This window comes from Saccharibacillus sp. CPCC 101409 (assembly GCF_030518235.1).
Taxonomy (GTDB): domain Bacteria; phylum Bacillota; class Bacilli; order Paenibacillales; family Paenibacillaceae; genus Saccharibacillus.
On the sequence record NZ_JAULSA010000002.1, the window covers coordinates 491,298 to 509,583 of the forward strand.

13 protein-coding genes are annotated in these 18,286 nt (G+C 58.4%); 10 read left to right on the forward strand and 3 right to left on the reverse strand.

All coding sequences use genetic code 11. The features are described 5' to 3' along the window. Positions 1 to 370 precede the first annotated feature (370 nt). The 8 genes from QWJ34_RS06395 to QWJ34_RS06430 all read left to right on the forward strand — a co-directional run bounded on the left by QWJ34_RS06395 (position 371) and on the right by QWJ34_RS06430 (position 12,611). The gene (locus QWJ34_RS06395) at positions 371 to 1,231 is read left to right on the forward strand and encodes a DegV family protein (RefSeq protein WP_302726232.1); all 861 of its coding nucleotides are present in this window, start codon (positions 371 to 373) and stop codon (positions 1,229 to 1,231) included. Between the two features lie 12 nt (positions 1,232 to 1,243). Then, a complete protein-coding gene (recG, locus tag QWJ34_RS06400) occupies positions 1,244 to 3,295 on the forward strand; it encodes an ATP-dependent DNA helicase RecG (RefSeq protein ID WP_302726233.1) in 2,052 nt (683 codons plus the stop codon). A gap of 109 nt (positions 3,296 to 3,404) precedes the next feature. Continuing rightward, positions 3,405 to 5,078, forward strand: coding sequence for a sensor histidine kinase (locus tag QWJ34_RS06405; RefSeq protein WP_302726234.1), 1,674 nt, complete (start codon positions 3,405 to 3,407; stop codon positions 5,076 to 5,078). A gap of 29 nt (positions 5,079 to 5,107) precedes the next feature. Beyond that, entirely contained in the window at positions 5,108 to 5,926 is an 819-nt protein-coding gene (locus tag QWJ34_RS06410; RefSeq protein ID WP_302726715.1) for a LytR/AlgR family response regulator transcription factor, read from the forward strand. Positions 5,927 to 6,183: 257 nt separating this feature from the next. Beyond that, positions 6,184 to 7,434: an L-lactate MFS transporter gene (locus QWJ34_RS06415; RefSeq protein WP_302726717.1), complete on the forward strand. Its 1,251-nt coding sequence runs from the start codon at positions 6,184 to 6,186 to the stop codon at positions 7,432 to 7,434. A gap of 254 nt (positions 7,435 to 7,688) precedes the next feature. Next, positions 7,689 to 8,477 carry a DUF4253 domain-containing protein gene (locus QWJ34_RS06420; protein ID WP_302726235.1) on the forward strand — a complete coding sequence of 263 codons (789 nt, stop codon included), beginning with the start codon at positions 7,689 to 7,691 and terminating at the stop codon, positions 8,475 to 8,477. A 571-nt stretch (positions 8,478 to 9,048) separates the two neighbouring features. Beyond that, positions 9,049 to 10,353 carry a slipin family protein gene (locus QWJ34_RS06425; RefSeq protein ID WP_302726236.1) on the forward strand — a complete coding sequence of 435 codons (1,305 nt, stop codon included), beginning with the start codon at positions 9,049 to 9,051 and terminating at the stop codon, positions 10,351 to 10,353. A gap of 146 nt (positions 10,354 to 10,499) precedes the next feature. Continuing rightward, positions 10,500 to 12,611, forward strand: a complete 2,112-nt coding sequence (locus QWJ34_RS06430) for a serine hydrolase domain-containing protein (RefSeq protein ID WP_302726237.1) — start codon at positions 10,500 to 10,502, stop codon at positions 12,609 to 12,611. Between the two features lie 65 nt (positions 12,612 to 12,676). Here QWJ34_RS06430 and QWJ34_RS06435 read toward each other — a convergent pair whose 3' ends face one another. From QWJ34_RS06435 to QWJ34_RS06445, 3 genes are read right to left on the reverse strand one after another with little or no spacing between them, the layout of a single operon-like run. Next, complete coding sequence (locus QWJ34_RS06435) at positions 12,677 to 13,363, reverse strand: hypothetical protein (RefSeq protein WP_302726238.1); 687 nt, start codon at positions 13,361 to 13,363, stop codon at positions 12,677 to 12,679. After that, positions 13,356 to 14,234 (reverse strand): ATP-binding cassette domain-containing protein, encoded by an 879-nt coding sequence (locus QWJ34_RS06440; protein ID WP_302726239.1) that lies wholly within the window; start codon positions 14,232 to 14,234, stop codon positions 13,356 to 13,358. Before QWJ34_RS06440 ends, QWJ34_RS06435 begins: the two co-directional genes overlap by 8 nt. Positions 14,235 to 14,238: 4 nt before the next feature. Continuing rightward, positions 14,239 to 14,607 (reverse strand): GntR family transcriptional regulator, encoded by a 369-nt coding sequence (locus QWJ34_RS06445; protein ID WP_302726240.1) that lies wholly within the window; start codon positions 14,605 to 14,607, stop codon positions 14,239 to 14,241. A gap of 298 nt (positions 14,608 to 14,905) precedes the next feature. On the opposite strand from QWJ34_RS06445, the gene QWJ34_RS06450 reads away from it, so the two are divergent. Beyond that, the gene (locus tag QWJ34_RS06450; protein ID WP_302726241.1) at positions 14,906 to 16,882 is read left to right on the forward strand and encodes a methyl-accepting chemotaxis protein; all 1,977 of its coding nucleotides are present in this window, start codon (positions 14,906 to 14,908) and stop codon (positions 16,880 to 16,882) included. A gap of 168 nt (positions 16,883 to 17,050) precedes the next feature. Further along, on the forward strand, positions 17,051 to 18,136 hold the full coding sequence (locus QWJ34_RS06455; protein ID WP_302726242.1) for a suppressor of fused domain protein: 1,086 nt from the start codon (positions 17,051 to 17,053) through the stop codon (positions 18,134 to 18,136). Positions 18,137 to 18,286 lie beyond the last annotated feature (150 nt).

Below are 18,286 nucleotides of genomic sequence, written 5' to 3' on the forward strand. Positions count from 1 at the left end.
CCGCTTGAGGCCGGAGCTGTTTGGAAGGTTCTAATGTTTAGAAATCCGACAAGCGGAGGAGAAAATTCAGTGAAGGAGCTAAAGACTTCCGGAGAAAGTCACTTCGGAGACGTAAGCTTAGGCGTTCGCTTTTGAAACCGGGAAGATTCCACTGGAATCCAATCGATCTTCCTGGTTTCAACACGCGACCTAAAGTCTTTCGAAGAAAGACACATCGTAAGAATACGCTAAAAGTCTTTCGAAGAAAGACACATCGTAAGAATACGCTAACGAATTTTCTCCGCAGCCGCTGCGGGTTCCAAACGAACAGGACTTTCCAAGCAGTAGAGGCCGAACACGGCCGCTCCTCACTTAAAAGGACGGTGACAGGATGAATCCGATTATCGTAACGGACAGCACGGCCGATATTCCCGATGAACTGGTGGAACGCCTCGGCATTACGGTCGTTCCGCTCAAAGTCATGTTCGGCGACGAAGCGCTGCTCGACGGCTTCGATATCAAAGCGCCGGAATTCTACAGGCGCCTGGTCGCCTCCAATAAACTGCCCACGACCTCGCAGCCGTCGCCGGTCGAGTTCACCGCAGCGTATCAGAAAATTCTGGACGAGAATCCCGGCGCGCCGATCGTCTCGATCCATATCTCGACCGGGATGAGCGGAACGTTCCAGTCCGCTACGCTGGGACATTCCATGCTGGAACAGGAAGCCGATATCACCCTGATCGATTCGCGCTCCGCTTCGTACGGCTTCGGGCTGATGGTCGTGCGGGCCGCCGAGATGGCGCGGGCCGGCAGCACTTCGCGGGAGATCGAAGCCGAAGTCGAGCGGCTCAAGAGCGCGCGCAAGCTGTACTTCCTCGTCGATACGCTGGAGTATCTGCAAAAAGGCGGGCGGATCGGCAAAGCGGCCGCCGTGCTGGGCGCGCTGCTGAACATCAAGCCGATTCTGTCCATTGACAAAGAAGGCGTTATTTACGCCGTAGAGAAGGCCAGAGGACGCAAGAAAGCGCTGGCCCGGGTCGTCGAGCTGTTCAAACAGGACCTGGGCGCGGCGGGCCGTGTCGATGTGGCGGTCGGCCATACGGCGGACCCGGCTTCGGCCGACGAGATCCTGGCGCTGCTGCGCCAGCATTTCGATGTGGGCGAAGTGGTCTACTCGCATATCGGCTCCGTCGTCGGCACGCACGTCGGGCCGGGGTGCAACGCGATTTACATCTGGCCTTCCGCTAAATAGAAGGAGAGCATAATGAATATACGCCTGGATCAAATCCCGGTGGAAAAAGTCAACGGTGTGGGCGCCCGGAGAGCGGAGGAGCTTCACGCCGTTGGCATTTTTACCGTGAAGGACCTTATCGAATATTTTCCGTTTCGCTACGAAGATTTTCGTCAGAAATCGCTGGGCGAGATCAAAGACGGGGACAAAGCGACCGTACAGGCGAAGATCGTCGGACTCCCCATCGTGCAGCGCTTCGGCAAGAAAACGAAGCTGAGCTGCAAAATGCTGGCCGAGTATTCGATGTTCACGGCCGTCTGGTTCAACCGAGGTTACCTCAAAGAGCAGCTGGAGCTGGACCGCGAGATCATCGTGACCGGCAAATGGGACGGACGCCGGCTGCAGATGAACGTGACGCACTCGGAGTTCCCGGACCGCGGCACGATCCGCAGCGGCTCGCTCCAGCCGGTCTACTCCGTCGCCGGCAATCTGACTCAGAACTCGCTGCGCAAAGCGATTGCAAGCGCGCTCGACCAGTACGGCGAAGCGCTGGAAGAAGTGCTGCCGCAGCAGCTGGTGGACAAATACAAGCTGATGCAGCGTCCGCAGGCGATCCGCCTGCTGCACCAGCCCGGCGATATCGCCGAAGGGCAGGAAGCGCGCAAGCGCATGGTGTACGAAGAGCTGTTCCTGTTCCAGCTCAGGCTGCAGGCGTTCCGCTCGCTCAACCGCGACCGCCGCGACGGCATCGTGCATACGGCGACCAACTCGACGATCCGCGAGTTCGTGCGCAGCTTTCCGTTCGAACTGACCGACGCGCAGAAGCGGGTCGAGCTCGAAATCCTGGAAGACATGCGTTCGCCGTACTGCATGAACCGGCTGCTGCAGGGCGATGTCGGCTCGGGCAAAACGGCGGTGGCCGCCGTAGCGCTGTATACGACGGTGCGCTCCGGCTTCCAGGGCGCGCTGATGGTGCCGACGGAAATCCTGGCCGAGCAGCATTCGCGCTCGCTCCAGAAGATGTTCGAGCCGTTCGGAATCACCGTCGGCCTGCTGACCAGCAGCGTGACCGGACGCAAGCGCAAAGACCTGCTGGCCGGACTTCAGATGGGCCTGACCGATATTCTGGTCGGCACGCATGCGCTGATTCAGGAAGAAGTCAATTTCCGCGATCTGGCGCTGGTCGTCACCGACGAGCAGCACCGCTTCGGCGTCAACCAGCGCAGCGTGCTGCGCCGCAAAGGCTACAATCCCGACGTGCTGACCATGACGGCGACGCCGATTCCGCGTACGCTCGCCATTACGGCGTTCGGCGATATGGACGTGTCCACGATCGCGGAGCGGCCGAAGGGACGCGTTCCGATCGAGACGTACTGGGTCAAGCACGAGATGATGGAGCGGGTGCTGGGCTTTATCCGCCGCGAAGTCGGACAGGGCCGCCAGGCTTACGTGATCTGCCCGCTGATCGAAGAGTCCGACAAGCTCGACGTACAGAACGCGATCGATCTGCATCTGCAAATGAGCGAAGCGCTGCCGGATTACAAAGTCGGTCTGCTGCACGGCCGCATGAGCGCGGCGGAGAAAGAAGAAACGATGCGCGAATTCTACGCCGGCGAGACGCATGTGCTGGTCTCGACCACCGTCGTCGAAGTCGGGGTGGACGTGCCGAACGCGACGCTGATGGTTATTATGGACGCGGACCGGTTCGGTTTGTCGCAGCTGCACCAGCTGCGCGGACGCGTCGGGCGGGGCGAGCACGCGTCGACCTGCGTGCTGATCGCCGATCCGAAGTCGGAGCTGGGCCGTCAGCGCATGGGCGTGATGACCGAGACGAGCGACGGTTTCGAAGTCTCGCGGCGCGATCTGGAACTGCGCGGTCCGGGCGACTTTTTCGGCACCAAGCAGAGCGGCCTGCCCGAATTCAAAGTGGCGGATATGGTCAGCGACTTCAAAGTGCTGGAAGAAGCCCGCGAAGACGCGGTGAGGCTGGTCGAGGATTCGTTCTTCTGGACGTCGCCGGCTTACGAAGGATTGCGCGGCACACTGGAAACGGGTGATTTGTTCAAAGGCGAGCTGATCGACTGAACGGACAAAGAATTGCTGTCGCCGCCGGCTCCTGCGCCGGCGGCTTTCTTTTTCGCCCAAAAGCTAAGCTTGACAAGTAACTTATTCGTGAAAGGAGAATGCGATCGCTATGGACCCCAAGCATCCGTTCACTATTTTTTTGCAGTTATTCGAACGCGGTTCGCTGCTGCTGATGTGTTTGTTCGTGCTGACGCGCATCCCGCGCTTCAAAGCCGTTTTTCAAAAAGAAGAATACCGCCCGCAGGATCTGATGACCGTCTCCGTGATCTTCGGGCTGTTCGCGATCTTCGGGACGTATATGGGCATCAGCGTGGAAGGCTCGCTCGTCAATGTGCGCATCGTGGCGATTATGTCCGGCGGGCTGCTGTTCGGTCCATGGGTCGGGATCGTGACGGGCGTCGTGGCCGGCGTGCACCGCTATCTGATCGATATCGGCGGCGTAACCGCGGTGCCGTGCCTGATTACGAGCATCGTGGCGGGTGTCGTGTCCGGCTTTATTCATCTGCGCGTGCCCAAGCATAAGCGCTGGATATACGGCATCGTCGCCGGCATGGCCTGCGAAGCGCTGACGATGGGTTTGATCCTGCTGCTGGCGCGTCCGTACGAGCTGGGACTCGATATCGTGTCGAAGATCGCCGCGCCGATGATTCTCGCCCAGGTCATGATCGGGCTGATCGTGATGCTCGTGCAGAGCGTGGAGGAAGAAAAAGAAAACGTGGCCGCCAAGCAGGCGAAACTGTCGCTCGATATCGCCAACAAAACGCTGCCTTATTTCCGCAAAGTCGACAGTGAATCGCTGCTGCGCATCTGCGGCATTATCAAGCAGGAGATCGGCGCGGATGCGGTGGCGATTACGGATACCAACCATATTTTGGCGTATTCGGGCTTCGGTCAGGAGCGCTACAATATCGGGCACGAGATCATGACGGAGGAAACGAAAGAAACCATCCGCAGCGGAAGCATCACGATTCGCAACAACGACGCCGATCACCGCAACGAATGGATCAAATCGATGATTATTATCCCTTTGCAGGAAAAAGGCGTCGTGACGGGCGCGCTCAAAATCTATTACCGCAACGCCCACCGCATCACCTACTCGCTGCGCGAACTGGCCGTCGGATTGTCGCAGATCATTTCCACGCTGATGGAAGTGTCGCGGGTCGAGCAAATTAAGGCGATGGCGGACAAAGCCGAGATCAAAGCGCTCCAGACGAAGATCAGCCCGCATTTTCTGTTCAACGCCCTGAACGCGATCGCTTCGTCCATTCGTCTCGATCCCGACAAAGCGCGCGAGCTGATTATCAACTTATCGGGCTATCTGCGCTACAATCTGGAGCTGAACGACGAGCTGATCGAGGTTCACCGCGAGCTTCAGCAGGTGAGGGACTACGTCGAGATCGAGAAAGCGCGGTTCGGCAGCCGTTTGCGGGTGGAGTACGATATCGACGACGAGACCGACGTGAAGATTCCGAGTTTGATTATCCAGCCGCTGGTCGAGAACGCGATCGTACACGGCATTTTGAAAGACAAAGGCAAAGGGACGGTTACGATACGCGTCAAAAACGCAGGCGAAAACGTGCGGTTCGAAATCGCGGACACCGGCGTCGGCATCGACGATTCGGTGATCGAGCGCATTCGAAGCGGCGGCATGCCGTCGAACAAAATCGGGCTGTCGAACGTGCACGAGCGGCTCAAACTGATTTACGGGGAAGGCTTGGATATTCGCAGGCTGGACAAAGGCACGGTGATCGGATTTACGGTCGGAAAGGGGCAAAGCGCATGAGCGAAACAAACGGATCAGGCAACGCGGGCATGACCGGCATCATTGTGGAGGACGAGTTTCTCGCGATGCAGGAGCTGGACTACCTGATCGGCAAAAACAGTTCGGTGCAGATCGTCGGCAAATTCGAAGACGGCATCGACGTGCTGAAATTTTTGCAGAGCCGCGACGTGGACGTGATCTTTCTCGATATCAATATTCCGTCGCTCGACGGGGTACTGCTGGCCAAAAGTATCAGCAAATTCGCGCATAAGCCGTATATCGTGTTCACCACGGCGTACAAAGAGCATGCGGCGGAAGCGTTCGAGATCGAAGCGTTCGACTATATCCTGAAGCCGTATCACGAACCGCGGATCGCGGCGATGCTGAGTAAGCTGGAAACGGCGTTTGCGGCAAAAAAAGAACGGGAGCAGGGCGGCGCTGCGGCGAATCCGTCGACGGGCTCGTATCCGGCGCCTGCCGCGCCTCCCGGAACAGCCGGGAATGCGGCGCAGGGCGGAGGGGCGCAGGATCTCTCCGCGGGACGGCGGGTCAATCTGTACAAAGGCGACAAAATTATCGTGGTGGACGCCGACGATATCTACTACGCTTCGGCGCAGGAGAAAACGACGCTCGTCTACACGCGCAAAGAAGAATACACGATGCATATGAGCATTTCCGATTTCCAGGCGGGGCTGCCGCAGGACAAGTTCTTCCGCTGCCATCGTTCGTACACGGTCAATCTGTCGAAGATTCGGGAGATCGTGCCGTGGTTCAACAATACGTATCTGCTCAGACTGCGCGACGTAAGCGCCGAAGTGCCGGTCAGCCGCAGCAAAGTAAAGGAATTCCGGCAGCTTATGCGCATCTGAAAAAGTTTCAAAACGCTCGCGGCGCGTCCGGTGCATTTCATTCCGCGTCCGCGGCATCTCATTCCAAAAACGCTTCCGAACCGGCTTGAGTGCTTATACTAAAGCCATAAGGAAACGCAAAACGAATGAGAGAAGGAAACCGGATGAAAACCTTTGCAGCTTCTTCTACGAAAATTTCGAACTCTTCGGTCGCGCAAACAAGCGCGCAGGCCCGCGTCAATCGCCTGTGGATCGTGATCGGTACCGTTATCGTGCAGATGGGACTCGGCACCATCTATACCTGGAGCTTGTTCAACCAGCCGCTCGCCGACAAATTCGGCTGGGCACTCGACGGCACCGCGATGACGTTCTCGATTACCAGCTTCGCGCTCGCGTTCGCCACGCTGTTCTCGGGCAAACTCCAGGACAAATTCGGTATCCGCAAGCTGATCGCGGCTTCCGGCATCCTGCTCGGCATCGGTCTCATGCTGTCTTCGCAGGTGTCGTCGCTCGGCCTGCTGTATCTGGTCGCCGGCGTGATTGTCGGTTACGCCGACGGCACGGCGTACATGACCTCGCTGTCCAACCTCATCAAATGGTTCCCGAAGCATAAAGGATTGATGTCCGGCGTATCCGTCGGCGCGTACGGCACCGGCAGCCTGATCTTCAAATATGTCAACGGCGCGATGATCGAATCGCGCGGCGTATCGCAGGCGTTCCTGATCTGGGGCATCGTCGTGCTCGCCATGGTGACGTTCGGTTCGCTGCTGATCCGCGAAGCCGTCGTCGGCGCTTCGCCCGCCGCCGCTTCCGGCCGCAGGGTCAAAGACTTTACGGTCAAAGAAATGCTCAAGACCAAGCAAGCTTACCTGCTGTTCGTCGTGTTCTTCACCGCCTGCATGAGCGGACTGTACCTGATCGGCAGCGTCAAAGACATCGGCGTGCGCCTGGCCGGTCTCGACGCGGCGACAGCCGCCAACGCGGTGGCGATGATCGCGGTGTTCAACACCGCCGGCCGCCTCATTCTCGGGCCGCTGTCCGATAAAGTCGGCCGTCTGCGGGTCGTATCGGGCGCGCTGCTGGTGACGTTCGCGGCCGTTACGGTGCTCAGCTTCGCGACGCTGACGTATCCGCTGTTCTTCGCCAGCGTGGCGGCCATCACTTTCTGCTTCGGCGGCAATATTACCGTGTTCCCGGCGATCGTCAGCGACTTCTTCGGCTTGAAGAACCAGGGCAAGAACTACGGCGTCATCTACCAGGGCTTCGGCCTGGGGGCCCTGTCCGCTTCGTTTATCGCCGCGCTGCTGGGCGGATTCAAACCGACGTTTCTCGTGATCGGCGTGCTGTGCGCGCTTTCGTTCCTGATCGCGCTGTTCGTGAAAGCGCCGCGGACGCCGGAATCCGAGACTTCGGAAGACGCGCGAAGCGGCGAAGAAGCTCAAAGCCAAAGCGCCGGAGCGCACGGCAAAGCTCCTCAGGGCAAAGAAAGCAAAGGGCTGCGCTTCAATCCGCAGACCAAAGGGATTTGAACGCAGGCTTCCGGTTTTTCAACCTTCCGATCGGTTTCACAGGCACCCCCTGATAAATATGATGTTGGCAAAGACCCCGGCGCCGCGGCGCCGGGGTCTTGCCGCGTTTTTGCATAAAACGACCGGTATCCGGCCTGCCAAATACAAGTTTAGGTGCAAACAAGCTGCCTGTAAATTTATCGGATTGTGCAGTTTAATGGAATATAGTAGTATAAGATATGTTTTTTACTAAAAAAAGCGGGTAGGGGATAAGGATGAATCGCACGATCACCGATTTTTTGCAGACGTATCAGGTTGAGGTCCGTGAGGTTGGACGAGTCGAGTTTCCACTTATGTTTCCCGACGGCCTGCCCCGGCTGCTGATCTTGCCGGGCGATAATATCCAGGACATGATGGAGCTCGCGGCGGACGGCGCGGCAAGTATCCGTTCTTACGCCGAAGCGCAGGCGGGGGAATCGGCGGAAAGATCCGGCCTGGATGCTCTGCGGAGCATTGCTGCCGATCGGCTGGATCGGCAAGACTCGCCGGAGGATAGCCCTGGCTTTGAAGAATTCGATCTGCGGGACCTGTATCGTGCGTATGCCGGGCAGTGGGAGCCGGGAATCGGGCTGCTGGACGATCGCATGCCGGCGGAAGAGTCTTCGGGGGACGACGGTTTCGATTCGTCGGCCGGTATGCCGAATGCGGAATGGGTGGAACGCTACGCGCAGGACGGCCTGCTGCTGCTCGCCCTTCCGGCTTCTGAGCTCTGGAACGCTCCTCTGATTGTGCCGATGGGCGGCTACAACGACTGCCCGCAGCCGATCGAACAAGCGATTTTGTTCAGGGACTGGTACGAGCGCTACGAAGCGGTTCCGATTGCCGTTACGGAAGACACCTGGATTCTTCAAGCCCAGATACTGCCGCGGACGGATGAAGAAGCGCTGGATCTGGCGCGCGAACATTTTATTTTCTGCCAGTACGTGCTGGAGTCTTTCGATTCCATCGGGCAGTATGCGGCGCAACTGAAGCGCGGGGGCATATGGGAATTCTGGTGGGATTAATGGGTTCGCCATATTTCCGCCAAGGCGCGAAATCCATCGTCGATATGCAATTCGCCATATTTCCGCCCTGTTCCTTCCTCCCCGGATCGGCGAAGATAAACGCACGGCTTCAATTCGAAAGCCGATAGCGAAAGAATTCCCGAGGCGGGGACCTCCACACGGTCCCGCGGTGCCGGGCGCGCTGCGCCGCGGTATGCCGGAAGAAGTATTCGCCGAGAACAAGCGATATTTGCTGCGGGGTTCGAATCCCCACTCGTAAAAGCGCGAGCTCTGGTCGAGCACTCCACTTTTAATGGAGACTACAATGAAGGTTTTTGCAGCGGAAGTTCCGCCGGCGCCGCCTGTACGGGGGCCGGCGCGCAAAGGCGCTTAGCAGCCGGACGGATTCGTCCGCGGACGCCGGATCTCAGGCGGCGCGAACGCTCCGGGCGGGCGGCGGTCCGAAGTCGGGACCGCTTCGCCGGCCCGGAGCGTCCGCCGCCGAACGTCCGGCCGATGCGGGCTCAAGTTCGGCTCCGCGCGCGAGCGTGCACGGGCTTCCGCCGCAAAAATTCCAGGGAGGAACTATCCGATGAAAACAAATTCCTATACATCCAATTCCGCTGTGCCGCACGGACGCAAGATCCCGGGATTGCCGGGCAAAGATACGAAGCCGGCCGATTCCCGCAACGGAACGCTGACGCTCGGAGCCGGCCTGCGCACCGTAGAAGTCCGCGACGGCGAGCGCGCGCTGCTGTTCGAGCGCGGGCGCTATGTCCGGCTGCTGATGCCGGGCGAACACCGCTTCTTCGGCTGGTCCGGCGGAAGCCGGACGGTCGTGTTCAAAGCGCTGAACGAGCCGTTTCAATACCGGCCGTCCCGGTTGGACAATCGCGGCAGATGGAGCGGCGAAGAAGAGGCGGCTGCCGATATCCGGCTGTTTGCGCACGATCCGGAACTGATGCGGCAGGTAACCGTAGCGGAAGTCGGCGACGACGAGTACGCCGTGCATATGGAGAACGGCCGCTTCGAAAGCCTGCTGACGGCGGGGACGTACGCATTTTGGAACGAGGAGCGGGAGCATTCTTTTATCCGCGCGGACCTCTCCAACCCGGAAGCGGGAGAACAAATTCCGCGCTCCGCGATGGAGAAGATCGGTTCGAATTATATCCAGATCGTTGACGTGTCCAGCCACGAGACGGGACTGCTTTACTTCGACAACAAACTGGTGCGCCGTCTGGGGCCGGGACGTTCTTTTTTCTGGAAAGGCCCCGTAGCGGTAACGGTCGAGAAATTCGATCTGCGCCGCCAGCAGCTCGATATGACGGGACAGGAGATCTTGACGGAGGACAAAGTTTCGCTGCGGCTGAATTTCGTCTGCCAGTACAAGATCGCCGATCCGCTGCGCGCGGCGGAGATCAAGAACGTCGAAGAACAGGTCTACGTCCAGCTTCAGCTGCTGCTGCGCGAGTATGTCGGAACGCTGAAGCTGGACGATCTGCTGCGGATGAAAGAAGAGATCGGCGACTTCGTGCTTGCCCGGTTGAGTACGCGCAGCGGGGACTACGGCGTTGAGTTCTTGGCGGCGGGGCTCAAAGACGTCATTCTGCCGGGCGAAACCCGCTCGATCCTGAATACGGTGCTGTTGGCCGAGAAAAAAGCGCAGGCTAATATGATCACGCGGCGCGAAGAAACGGCTTCCACGCGCAGTCTGCTCAATACCGCCAAGCTGATGGACGAGAATGCGACGCTGTACCGGCTCAAAGAGCTGGAATTCGTAGAGAAAATCTGCGAGAAGATCGGCACCATTTCGCTCAGCGGAGGCGGAAATCTGCTGGAGCAGATGAACGGTATACTGGGTTTGCGCCGGGAAGAAGAACGCAAAGAGATCGGATAAGCTTCGCGCGTGAAAAAGGAATGAAAAGTCCCGCCGACGCGGGATTTTTTTGTTCACTTTTTTTACATATTATAATTGCAACCGTTATCATCATTTTGCCGTATACGTGAGTAGAGCTAGCCAGTAATCGAGGAGGTGCAGGGAAGATGCCGGAATTTCGTAAAAAGAATTGGCTGATCGCCGGCGCGCTGTTGATCGTGATTATGACGGCTGTTTTTCTTACAGTGAAGCATCAGGGCGGGGAAGAAGGCCGGTCGCAAAGCCCGCAGAAGACGGAAACGAAAGCGGAGGCGAAAACGGAAGTAAAAACAGAAGCGAAAACGGCGGTAAACGAAGATTCGGCAGGGCGGGCTGCCCAAGCGAACGGACCCAACAATCCGGCCGAGGTGGAACAGTTTATCGATTCGGTATTTAACCGAACGGCTGTACAAAATCGTTTGCAGGGAGCGGGCGTCGTGGTAACGGTCGTCGGCAACGGGACAGCGCTGCTGAGCAAAGGCTACGGCTACGCCGATATCGAGACTCGCGCTCCCGTGGATGCGGACCGGACGCTGTTTCGCATCGGATCGATCACGAAAACGGTTACGGCGGCGGCTGTCATGCAGCTGGCCGACCAGGGGAAAATCGATCTCGAGCAGGACGTGCAGACCTATATGAACGGATTGACTTTTGCCGACGACGCGGGAACGCCCGTCACGATGGCCGATCTGCTGACCCATACGAGCGGATTCGACTATACGGAAGGTCCGGTCGTGGCCGGGAAATACAAAGACGCGGAAGCGCTGGATGCTTACGTGAAGCATTACATGCCGTCCGTGATCCGGCAGCCGGGTACGGTATATCGTTACGATAACTTCGGTTACAATCTTCAGGGATACATTGTGCAGCAGGTTGCGGGAGCGCCTTACGAAGAAACGCTGCGCCGCAATCTGTTCGAGCCGCTTGCCATGAACGACAGCGGATTCGACTTGAACGAGGAAACGAAGAACCGTCTGGCGACCGCCTACGACTCTTCCATGCAAAAAATCGAATCGCTGCCTACCAATCCGCTGGTTTCGCCGACGGGCGGCATGCTGACGACCGGAGCGGATATGGGCAAATTTATGCTGGCGATGCTCGGACGGACAAATCCGGGCGGCGTGCAGGTGCTGAGCGGGCAGTCGCTGGAAAAAATGGAGTCGGCGCAGTTCGGTTTCTCGGCCGAGATGCCCAATACGACTTACGGATTGGCCTACACGGCCCATCAGCTGAACAACGACGAAGAAGTAGTCGGAAAAGGCGGGAACCTGCCCGGCTTCGCTTCGCATTTGTGGCTGCTGCCCGAGCGGGGAGTCGGCGTCTTTATCTCGACGAACAACGACGCTTACGATGCCGCGCCGGAGTTTTTCAGAGACTTCATGAATCATTATTACCCGTCGCAGACAAAAGCGGCCTCGTCCGAAACGGCGCCCGGTTCTGTCGATCTTCAGGCCTACGAAGGCATTTATCGCGACCTGCGCACGCCCGAGCTGTACGTTAACGTTCGAGCCGCGAACGATCGCCTGGAAATGCAAAGCAATGCCCCGATGAGCGTACAAATGAATCTCGTTCCTTCCGGTGAAAACATGTTTGTCGACCTGTACGGCAATCGCATCGGATTCAGGCTGGACGAAGAAGGACGCGGCCGTTACCTGAACGTCGACAGCGAAGGCTCATGGTATGAACGGCTGCCCGATTATCCCGCGTACAAAGATGTGAAAACGGACAGTCCGTATGCCGATTCGATTAACGCGGAACGGCTGATGGGGCTCTCGCCGGCCGAAAGCGAACCGAATTTTCGCCCGGAGCAGCCCGTAACGCGCAGCGAGTTCGCCTGGCAGATCGGAGTGCTGACCCATCTGGCGCCGTCGAAAAAACCTTCGCGCTTCGACGACACAGAGAGCGATCCCAATACGGCATGGATCGAACTGTTGGCGGAACTGGGGGCGTTCGGCGATTCTCCGGGAGGAAGCTTCCGGCCGCAGGACCCGATCACCCGCGAAGAAGCGGCTCAAATCGTGTACTTGCTGGTCGATGAAGAAGTCCCGGCCGATATCGAACTGACCGAGCAGCCGTCCGAAGCAGCGCGGGAAGCGGTCGAGTTTATGATCCAATCGCAGTTCTACGGTCCGGAAGTAACGCGAAGCGAGTCCGGCCGTTACGATTACCGGCCGTTCGATCCGCTGCTGCGTCAGGAAATGGCGCTTATGATCGTCAAAATGTCCGCGTCGAGAATGTAATGGGTTAAATCTCTCCCCATCAAAAGAGCGCTCTTCGCATTTCGAAGAGCGCTCTTTTTTAACCGTTAAAACCGGCGTCTCGCCGTAAACAACCAGGCTCCCGCCAGGAACGCAAGGCTCAAGCCCAGATTCACCGCCATGCCCGCTATCAGCGAATCGTTGAACAGCAGCGCCAGGAAGAAATCGGCGACGTGCACCCGCAGCGAAGCGATCGCCGTCCCGACCGGAATCGCCGCGATCAGCAGCACCCAGAGCACCCAGCCGGCGGCCGACTGGAGACCGGAGAACAGCAGATTAAACAGCGTAAGCACGAAGAAATAGAATACCGTTTGATAAACGAACATGCCGACCGGCCCGAACTGCGTCCAGTGGAACACTTCCAGAATATTGATCGTCTGCCGGTAATCGCGGATAAATCCGGTCTCCAGCAGCCACCACAGACTGTTGAACAGAGCCAGCAGCAGCGCCGCAAACGCATAAATCGCAATCTGTCCTTTGAAAAATTCGCTGCGCGAAGCGCCGAAATTCAGCATCTGCCGGAATGTACGCAGCGGCAGCAGAATCGCGACAATAGGCAGCAGCGCCAGCAGCATATTGCCCGAGGAAATCTGGACGTTCTCCGCGCTGTCTCCAAGCGCCATATTTACCGTAAAATCGGCGATCATGCTGACCGCGATCAAGCCGATTACAACCCACAATGCCGGCCGGATCTGAATAAAAGAAGCCCGGAACTGTACCCCGAGTTTATTCATGTTCCTGTCCTCCTTCAATCAGATAAGCAAAAAACTTTTGCAGCGGCAGCCCGTCGAATTCGATGCCCCGGCTCTGCGCTTCGCGGCGTTCTTCTGCGCCGATTTCTCCATATAAAGCCGCAATCGTATGGCTGCCGTAATTTTCGCGGTACAGCACCCGGCGGCCCGACGTAAACGCTTCGACCGCGCCGCCGCTGCCGTTGACCAGATAAGCGCGTTCGCGGATCTGCTCGACTTCTTCGTTCAGCAAAATATCGCCGCTTTCCATAATGTAGACGCGCTCCACCACCGTGGCGATCTCGTCGATCAGGTGCGTGGACAGCAGAATCGTGCGCGGATACTCGGCGTAATCTTCCAGCAGCACGCGGTAGAAGCGCTCGCGCATCAGCACGTCCAGCCCCAGCACCGGTTCGTCGAAGATCGTCAGCGGCGCCCGGCTGGCCAGTCCGACGATATTGCCGACCAGCGATTCCATGCCCCTGGACAGCTGGCGCATTTTTTTTCGCGAGTTGAGCTTGAATTCTCCGAGCAGCCGCTCGGCCAGCGCCGAATCCCAATCCGGATAGAAAGTCGAGGCCATGTTCAAGACTTCGCCGACCTTCGCGCCGCCGGGGTAGAAGTTTTTTTCGCGCACATAGCACGTCTGCCGCGGCACTTCGCCTCTGCGCAGCGCTTGTCCGTGCACCCGAATCTCGCCGCCGTCCGGGAACAGCCCGCCGGTAATCATGTCGAGCAGCGTCGTTTTACCCGCCCCGTTGCGGCCGAGCAGTCCATAAATCGTATGTTCGTTCAGGTTCAGATTCAGACTTTTGACCGCTTCGGTCCGTCCGTACGCTTTGACCAGGCTGCTGCATTTCAATACATCGGTCATTCGTTTAACCCCTTTTCTCCTGTTGGATCATGGCGACCACGTCTTCTTTCGTCAGTTGGAGCTTTTCCGCTTCTTCCAGCAGCTTGACCACGAGATCGTTGTAAAAGCGTTTCCGCCGTTTGCCCATGATTTTCTCCTTCGCGCCCGCCGCCACGTACATGCCGAGCCCTCTTTTTTTGTAAATGATGTCCTCGTTCACCAGCAGGGCGAAGCCTTTAACCACCGTCGCCGGATTGATCTGAAACATGCGCGAAAACTGGGTCGTCGAGACGATCTGGTCTTCTTCGCCGTACGTGCCGTTCAAAATATCGTCCTCGACGCGCTCCGCAATCTGCTGAAAGATCGGCCGGTTCTCGTCAAAATGTATCGGCATCCCAACCACCTTTCCGGTTTGTTAGTCATGTAACTAACCATAAAACCCAATCCGGGTTTTGTCAACAGCGATTTGCAAATTTGCATCTGCGGACATCCGGGCGATAAAAAAATCCGGGCAGTCCCGTGAAAATTTTGGTTTTGCCCCTCTTTTCGCATAAAGTTTCCGCCCCGCCTTGTCGATAAATATCGAAAATACCAACTGGTCTTCGCACACACTCCGCTTCTTGACTCATTCGATCCCGCCTGCTTTGCGCCAGCGTATTCGTTACACGAGATTGATTTCGGGAGGATTCTCTATGAATTTAAAATGGAAATTGGCTATTCTGCTTGTTGTTGTGACGCTGGCGGGAACGGGAAGTATCAGCCTGTTCGCCCTGAACAGCATCAAGCAGGAAGCGGTGGAGTCGGTCAACGATACCCTGCGCGCCACGGCGGTGAATACTTCGGCGCAGATGAGCGGCTGGGTAAACGCCAATGCCAAGGTTGTCGAAACGACGGCGGAGATTCTGGAATCGGCGGTGCCGTTTGCAAGACTCGACGCATCGTATTTGCAGGCCTATACGGCCGCTTCGAACAAAGACAATCTGTCGGATCTTTATCTGGGGCTTGAAGACGGCACGATGATCGACGGTTCGGGCTGGGTGCCGGACGCCGGTTACGACGTCAAAGCGCGCCCGTGGTACACGGAAGCGAAAGCCGCGAACGCGCTCAATTTCAGCAATCCGTATCTCGACCTGATCAGCGGGCAGTACGCCGTTTCGATCGGGTATCCGCTGCACGACAAAAGCGGGAACTTTGCCGGCGTGATGGCGGGCGATATGAGATTGTCGACCATCACCGATACGATCAATAACATTAAGATCGACGGCGGTTTTGCTTTTTTGACGGATAAAACGGGCGTTGTGCTGGCTCATCCCAATGCGGACTATGTGAACAAACCGCTCAAAGACGAAGCGGATTACGCGTCGATCGCCGATCGAATGCTGCAGGGCGATTCGGGCAGCCTGGAGTATACGTACAACGGCGAGAAGCAGCTGCTGCATTATCAAAAAGTCGCGGGCACGGGGTGGATCGTGGCGGCTTCCGTTTCCAAAGATTATGCGTTTGCCGAATACACGCATCTGCGCAATCTGTTCTTCGCCGGAATCGCGGGACTTGCCGTACTGCTGATCCTGGTCGCGCTGTTCGCGGCGGACCGGCTGATCAAACCGCTGATCCTGCTGCAAAAAAGCGCGCTGCGTATGGCCGAGGGCGATCTCACCGCGACGGTGGACGTCAAAGGGCGCGACGAGATCGGCAAGCTGGGCAGCGCGTTTAACGAGATGTCCGTCAGCCTGCGAGACCTGATCCATACGGTGGCCGGATCGGCGGAAGGCGTCGAAGCGTCGGCCAAGCATATGCAGGGACAGGCGAGCGGCGCCAAGCATATTTCCGACCAGATCGCCGTCGTGATCGAGGAACTGGCCAAAGGAGCCTCCGATCAGGCGGAATCGATTCAATCCGGCGTGGAACGCGTCGGCGAAATGAACGACTCGATCGATGCGATCGCGGGCAGCGTCAGCCTGGCCGCTTCCGGCACCGACGAAGTGAGCGAAGCGATGCGCGAAGGGCTGAACGCCGTAGACTCGCAGGGCGTACTGACGGAAGCCGGGCGGAGCTCGGCGGAGCGCGTCGAAGAAGCGAACCGGCGGCTTGGCGACCAGACGGTCAAGATCGGTCAGGCGGTCAGCCTGATTCATACCGTGGCGAAGCAGACCAATCTGCTGGCGCTCAATGCCGCGATCGAAGCGGCGCGGGCCGGCGAGCACGGCAAAGGCTTCAGCGTCGTCGCGGACGAAGTGCGCAAGCTCGCCGAGCAGGCGCGCGCGTCGGCGGCCGATATCGACCAGCTGCTGCTGGGCGTCCAGGAAGCGGGCCGGCAGAGCATCGACGAAATCCGGGAGTTCCAGGCGACGGTCGGCAAACAGGTCGAAGCGGCCGCTTCGACGCGCAGCGCTTTCGATGTGATCCGCAGCTCGGTCGACGGCATTACAAGCCGCATCCGCGAAGTCTCTTCGTCGTCGGACGAACTGAAGCGCAGCGCGGACCAGGTCTCGGCAATCATGACCGATATCGCCGCCGTGGCCGAACAAAGCGCGGCCAGCACCGAAGAAGCCGCGTCGTCCACGCAGGAACAGGCTCAGGCGATCGCCAATATCTCCGAGCTGTCCGGCGGCGTATCCGGCAGCGCCGACGAACTTCGCTCGCGCATCGCCAGATTCAAAACGGAATAAAGAATTATTCCGGCCCGCCGCGGTCGCAGTATGCGATCGCGGCGGCGGGAAGAATACGGCCGGGATTTTTCCGGCCGTTTTTTTGCGTTCCGCCTTTTGCATCGCGGCCGTTTGCGGGTAAAGAGAAAGCAGGCGAACGAATAAAAGCAATCGGAGAGGAGCCTGACCATGAACGACGATGAACAGCGGCAGGAAAGCGAACCGGCGGAGGATGCGGCGCCGGGATGGCAAGCGATCGACGCGGAGCTGGCGACGATATACGGAGCCGCGGAGCCGTTCCACTACGGAACGCTGGTTTCCTACCGGCTGGGCGGACCCGATCCGCTCGACGGCGTCAGCGTATACGCGCGGCAGGAGCCCGTACCCCACTGGCATTACGTGACGTACGGACTGACCGAGCTGTACGAAAAAGAGTCGCAGAACGCGGAATACAGCGGATTCGGCTTTGAACTTACGTTTCGTTTGGCGCGGCAGGGCGAAGAAGAACCTCCGGCCTGGGCGATCAACTTTCTGCAAAACCTGGCCCGGTACGTTTTCAGCAGCGGCAATGTATTCGAGCCGGGACACCACCTGGACGCGAACGGGCCGATCAAGGTCGGCGAGCACACGAAGCTGACGGCGGTGGCGTTCGTGGAAGATCCGGAGCTCGGCACGGCGCGATCGCCGTTCGGCAAATTTACGTTTATCCAGGCGGTGGGGATTACGGAAGACGAGATGGAGATCATGCAGGCCTGGAATACGCTGAGAGTGATGGAGACCGTCAAATCGCGCCTGCCGCTGTATATCACCGATCTGTCGAGAAATTCGCTGTTCGACGATCCCGGCGTGCTTGCGGCGGCGGAAGAAGGCAGCCGGGCGGAAGGCTCCAATACCGGCCATCTGTATTTCGACAATTTGCTGTGGGAAGAAAAGCGGCACCTGCTCAAAAGCAATGGATATATTCTGCAAATGGGCGCGAAGCAGACCCTGTCGCTGGCCCGGATCCTGCCCGCCCGGCTGGCGCACGGCAAAGAACTGGCGCTGATCGGACAGGAACGCCGGGTGCTGCTGATCCCCGATCTCCAGAACCGGCTGGTCGAGAACGGCGACGAACTTCAAATTTATCTCAATACCGAAGCGGTGACGGAACTGGCGCGCCGGCTGGAGCCGAGAGCGGGCGAATTCGAGCTGGAAACGCTCAAAGCGCTGAAAATCCGAATCGAAAAAACGTTGATCCGAGATGCGGACGGCAATGTGGTCGAAACGATCGGCTGACGCGGCCGGAACGTTTCGAAGCCGGACAAAAGTCTCAACCGGGCCAAGCCCGGTTTTTTTGCGTTCGGCCGCGGCCGGCCTTTTGCCGGCTGACCTGGTATTGCGGCCGGATTACTGTCCGGTCTTGACCGGCAAAAGCCGGATCGGTTC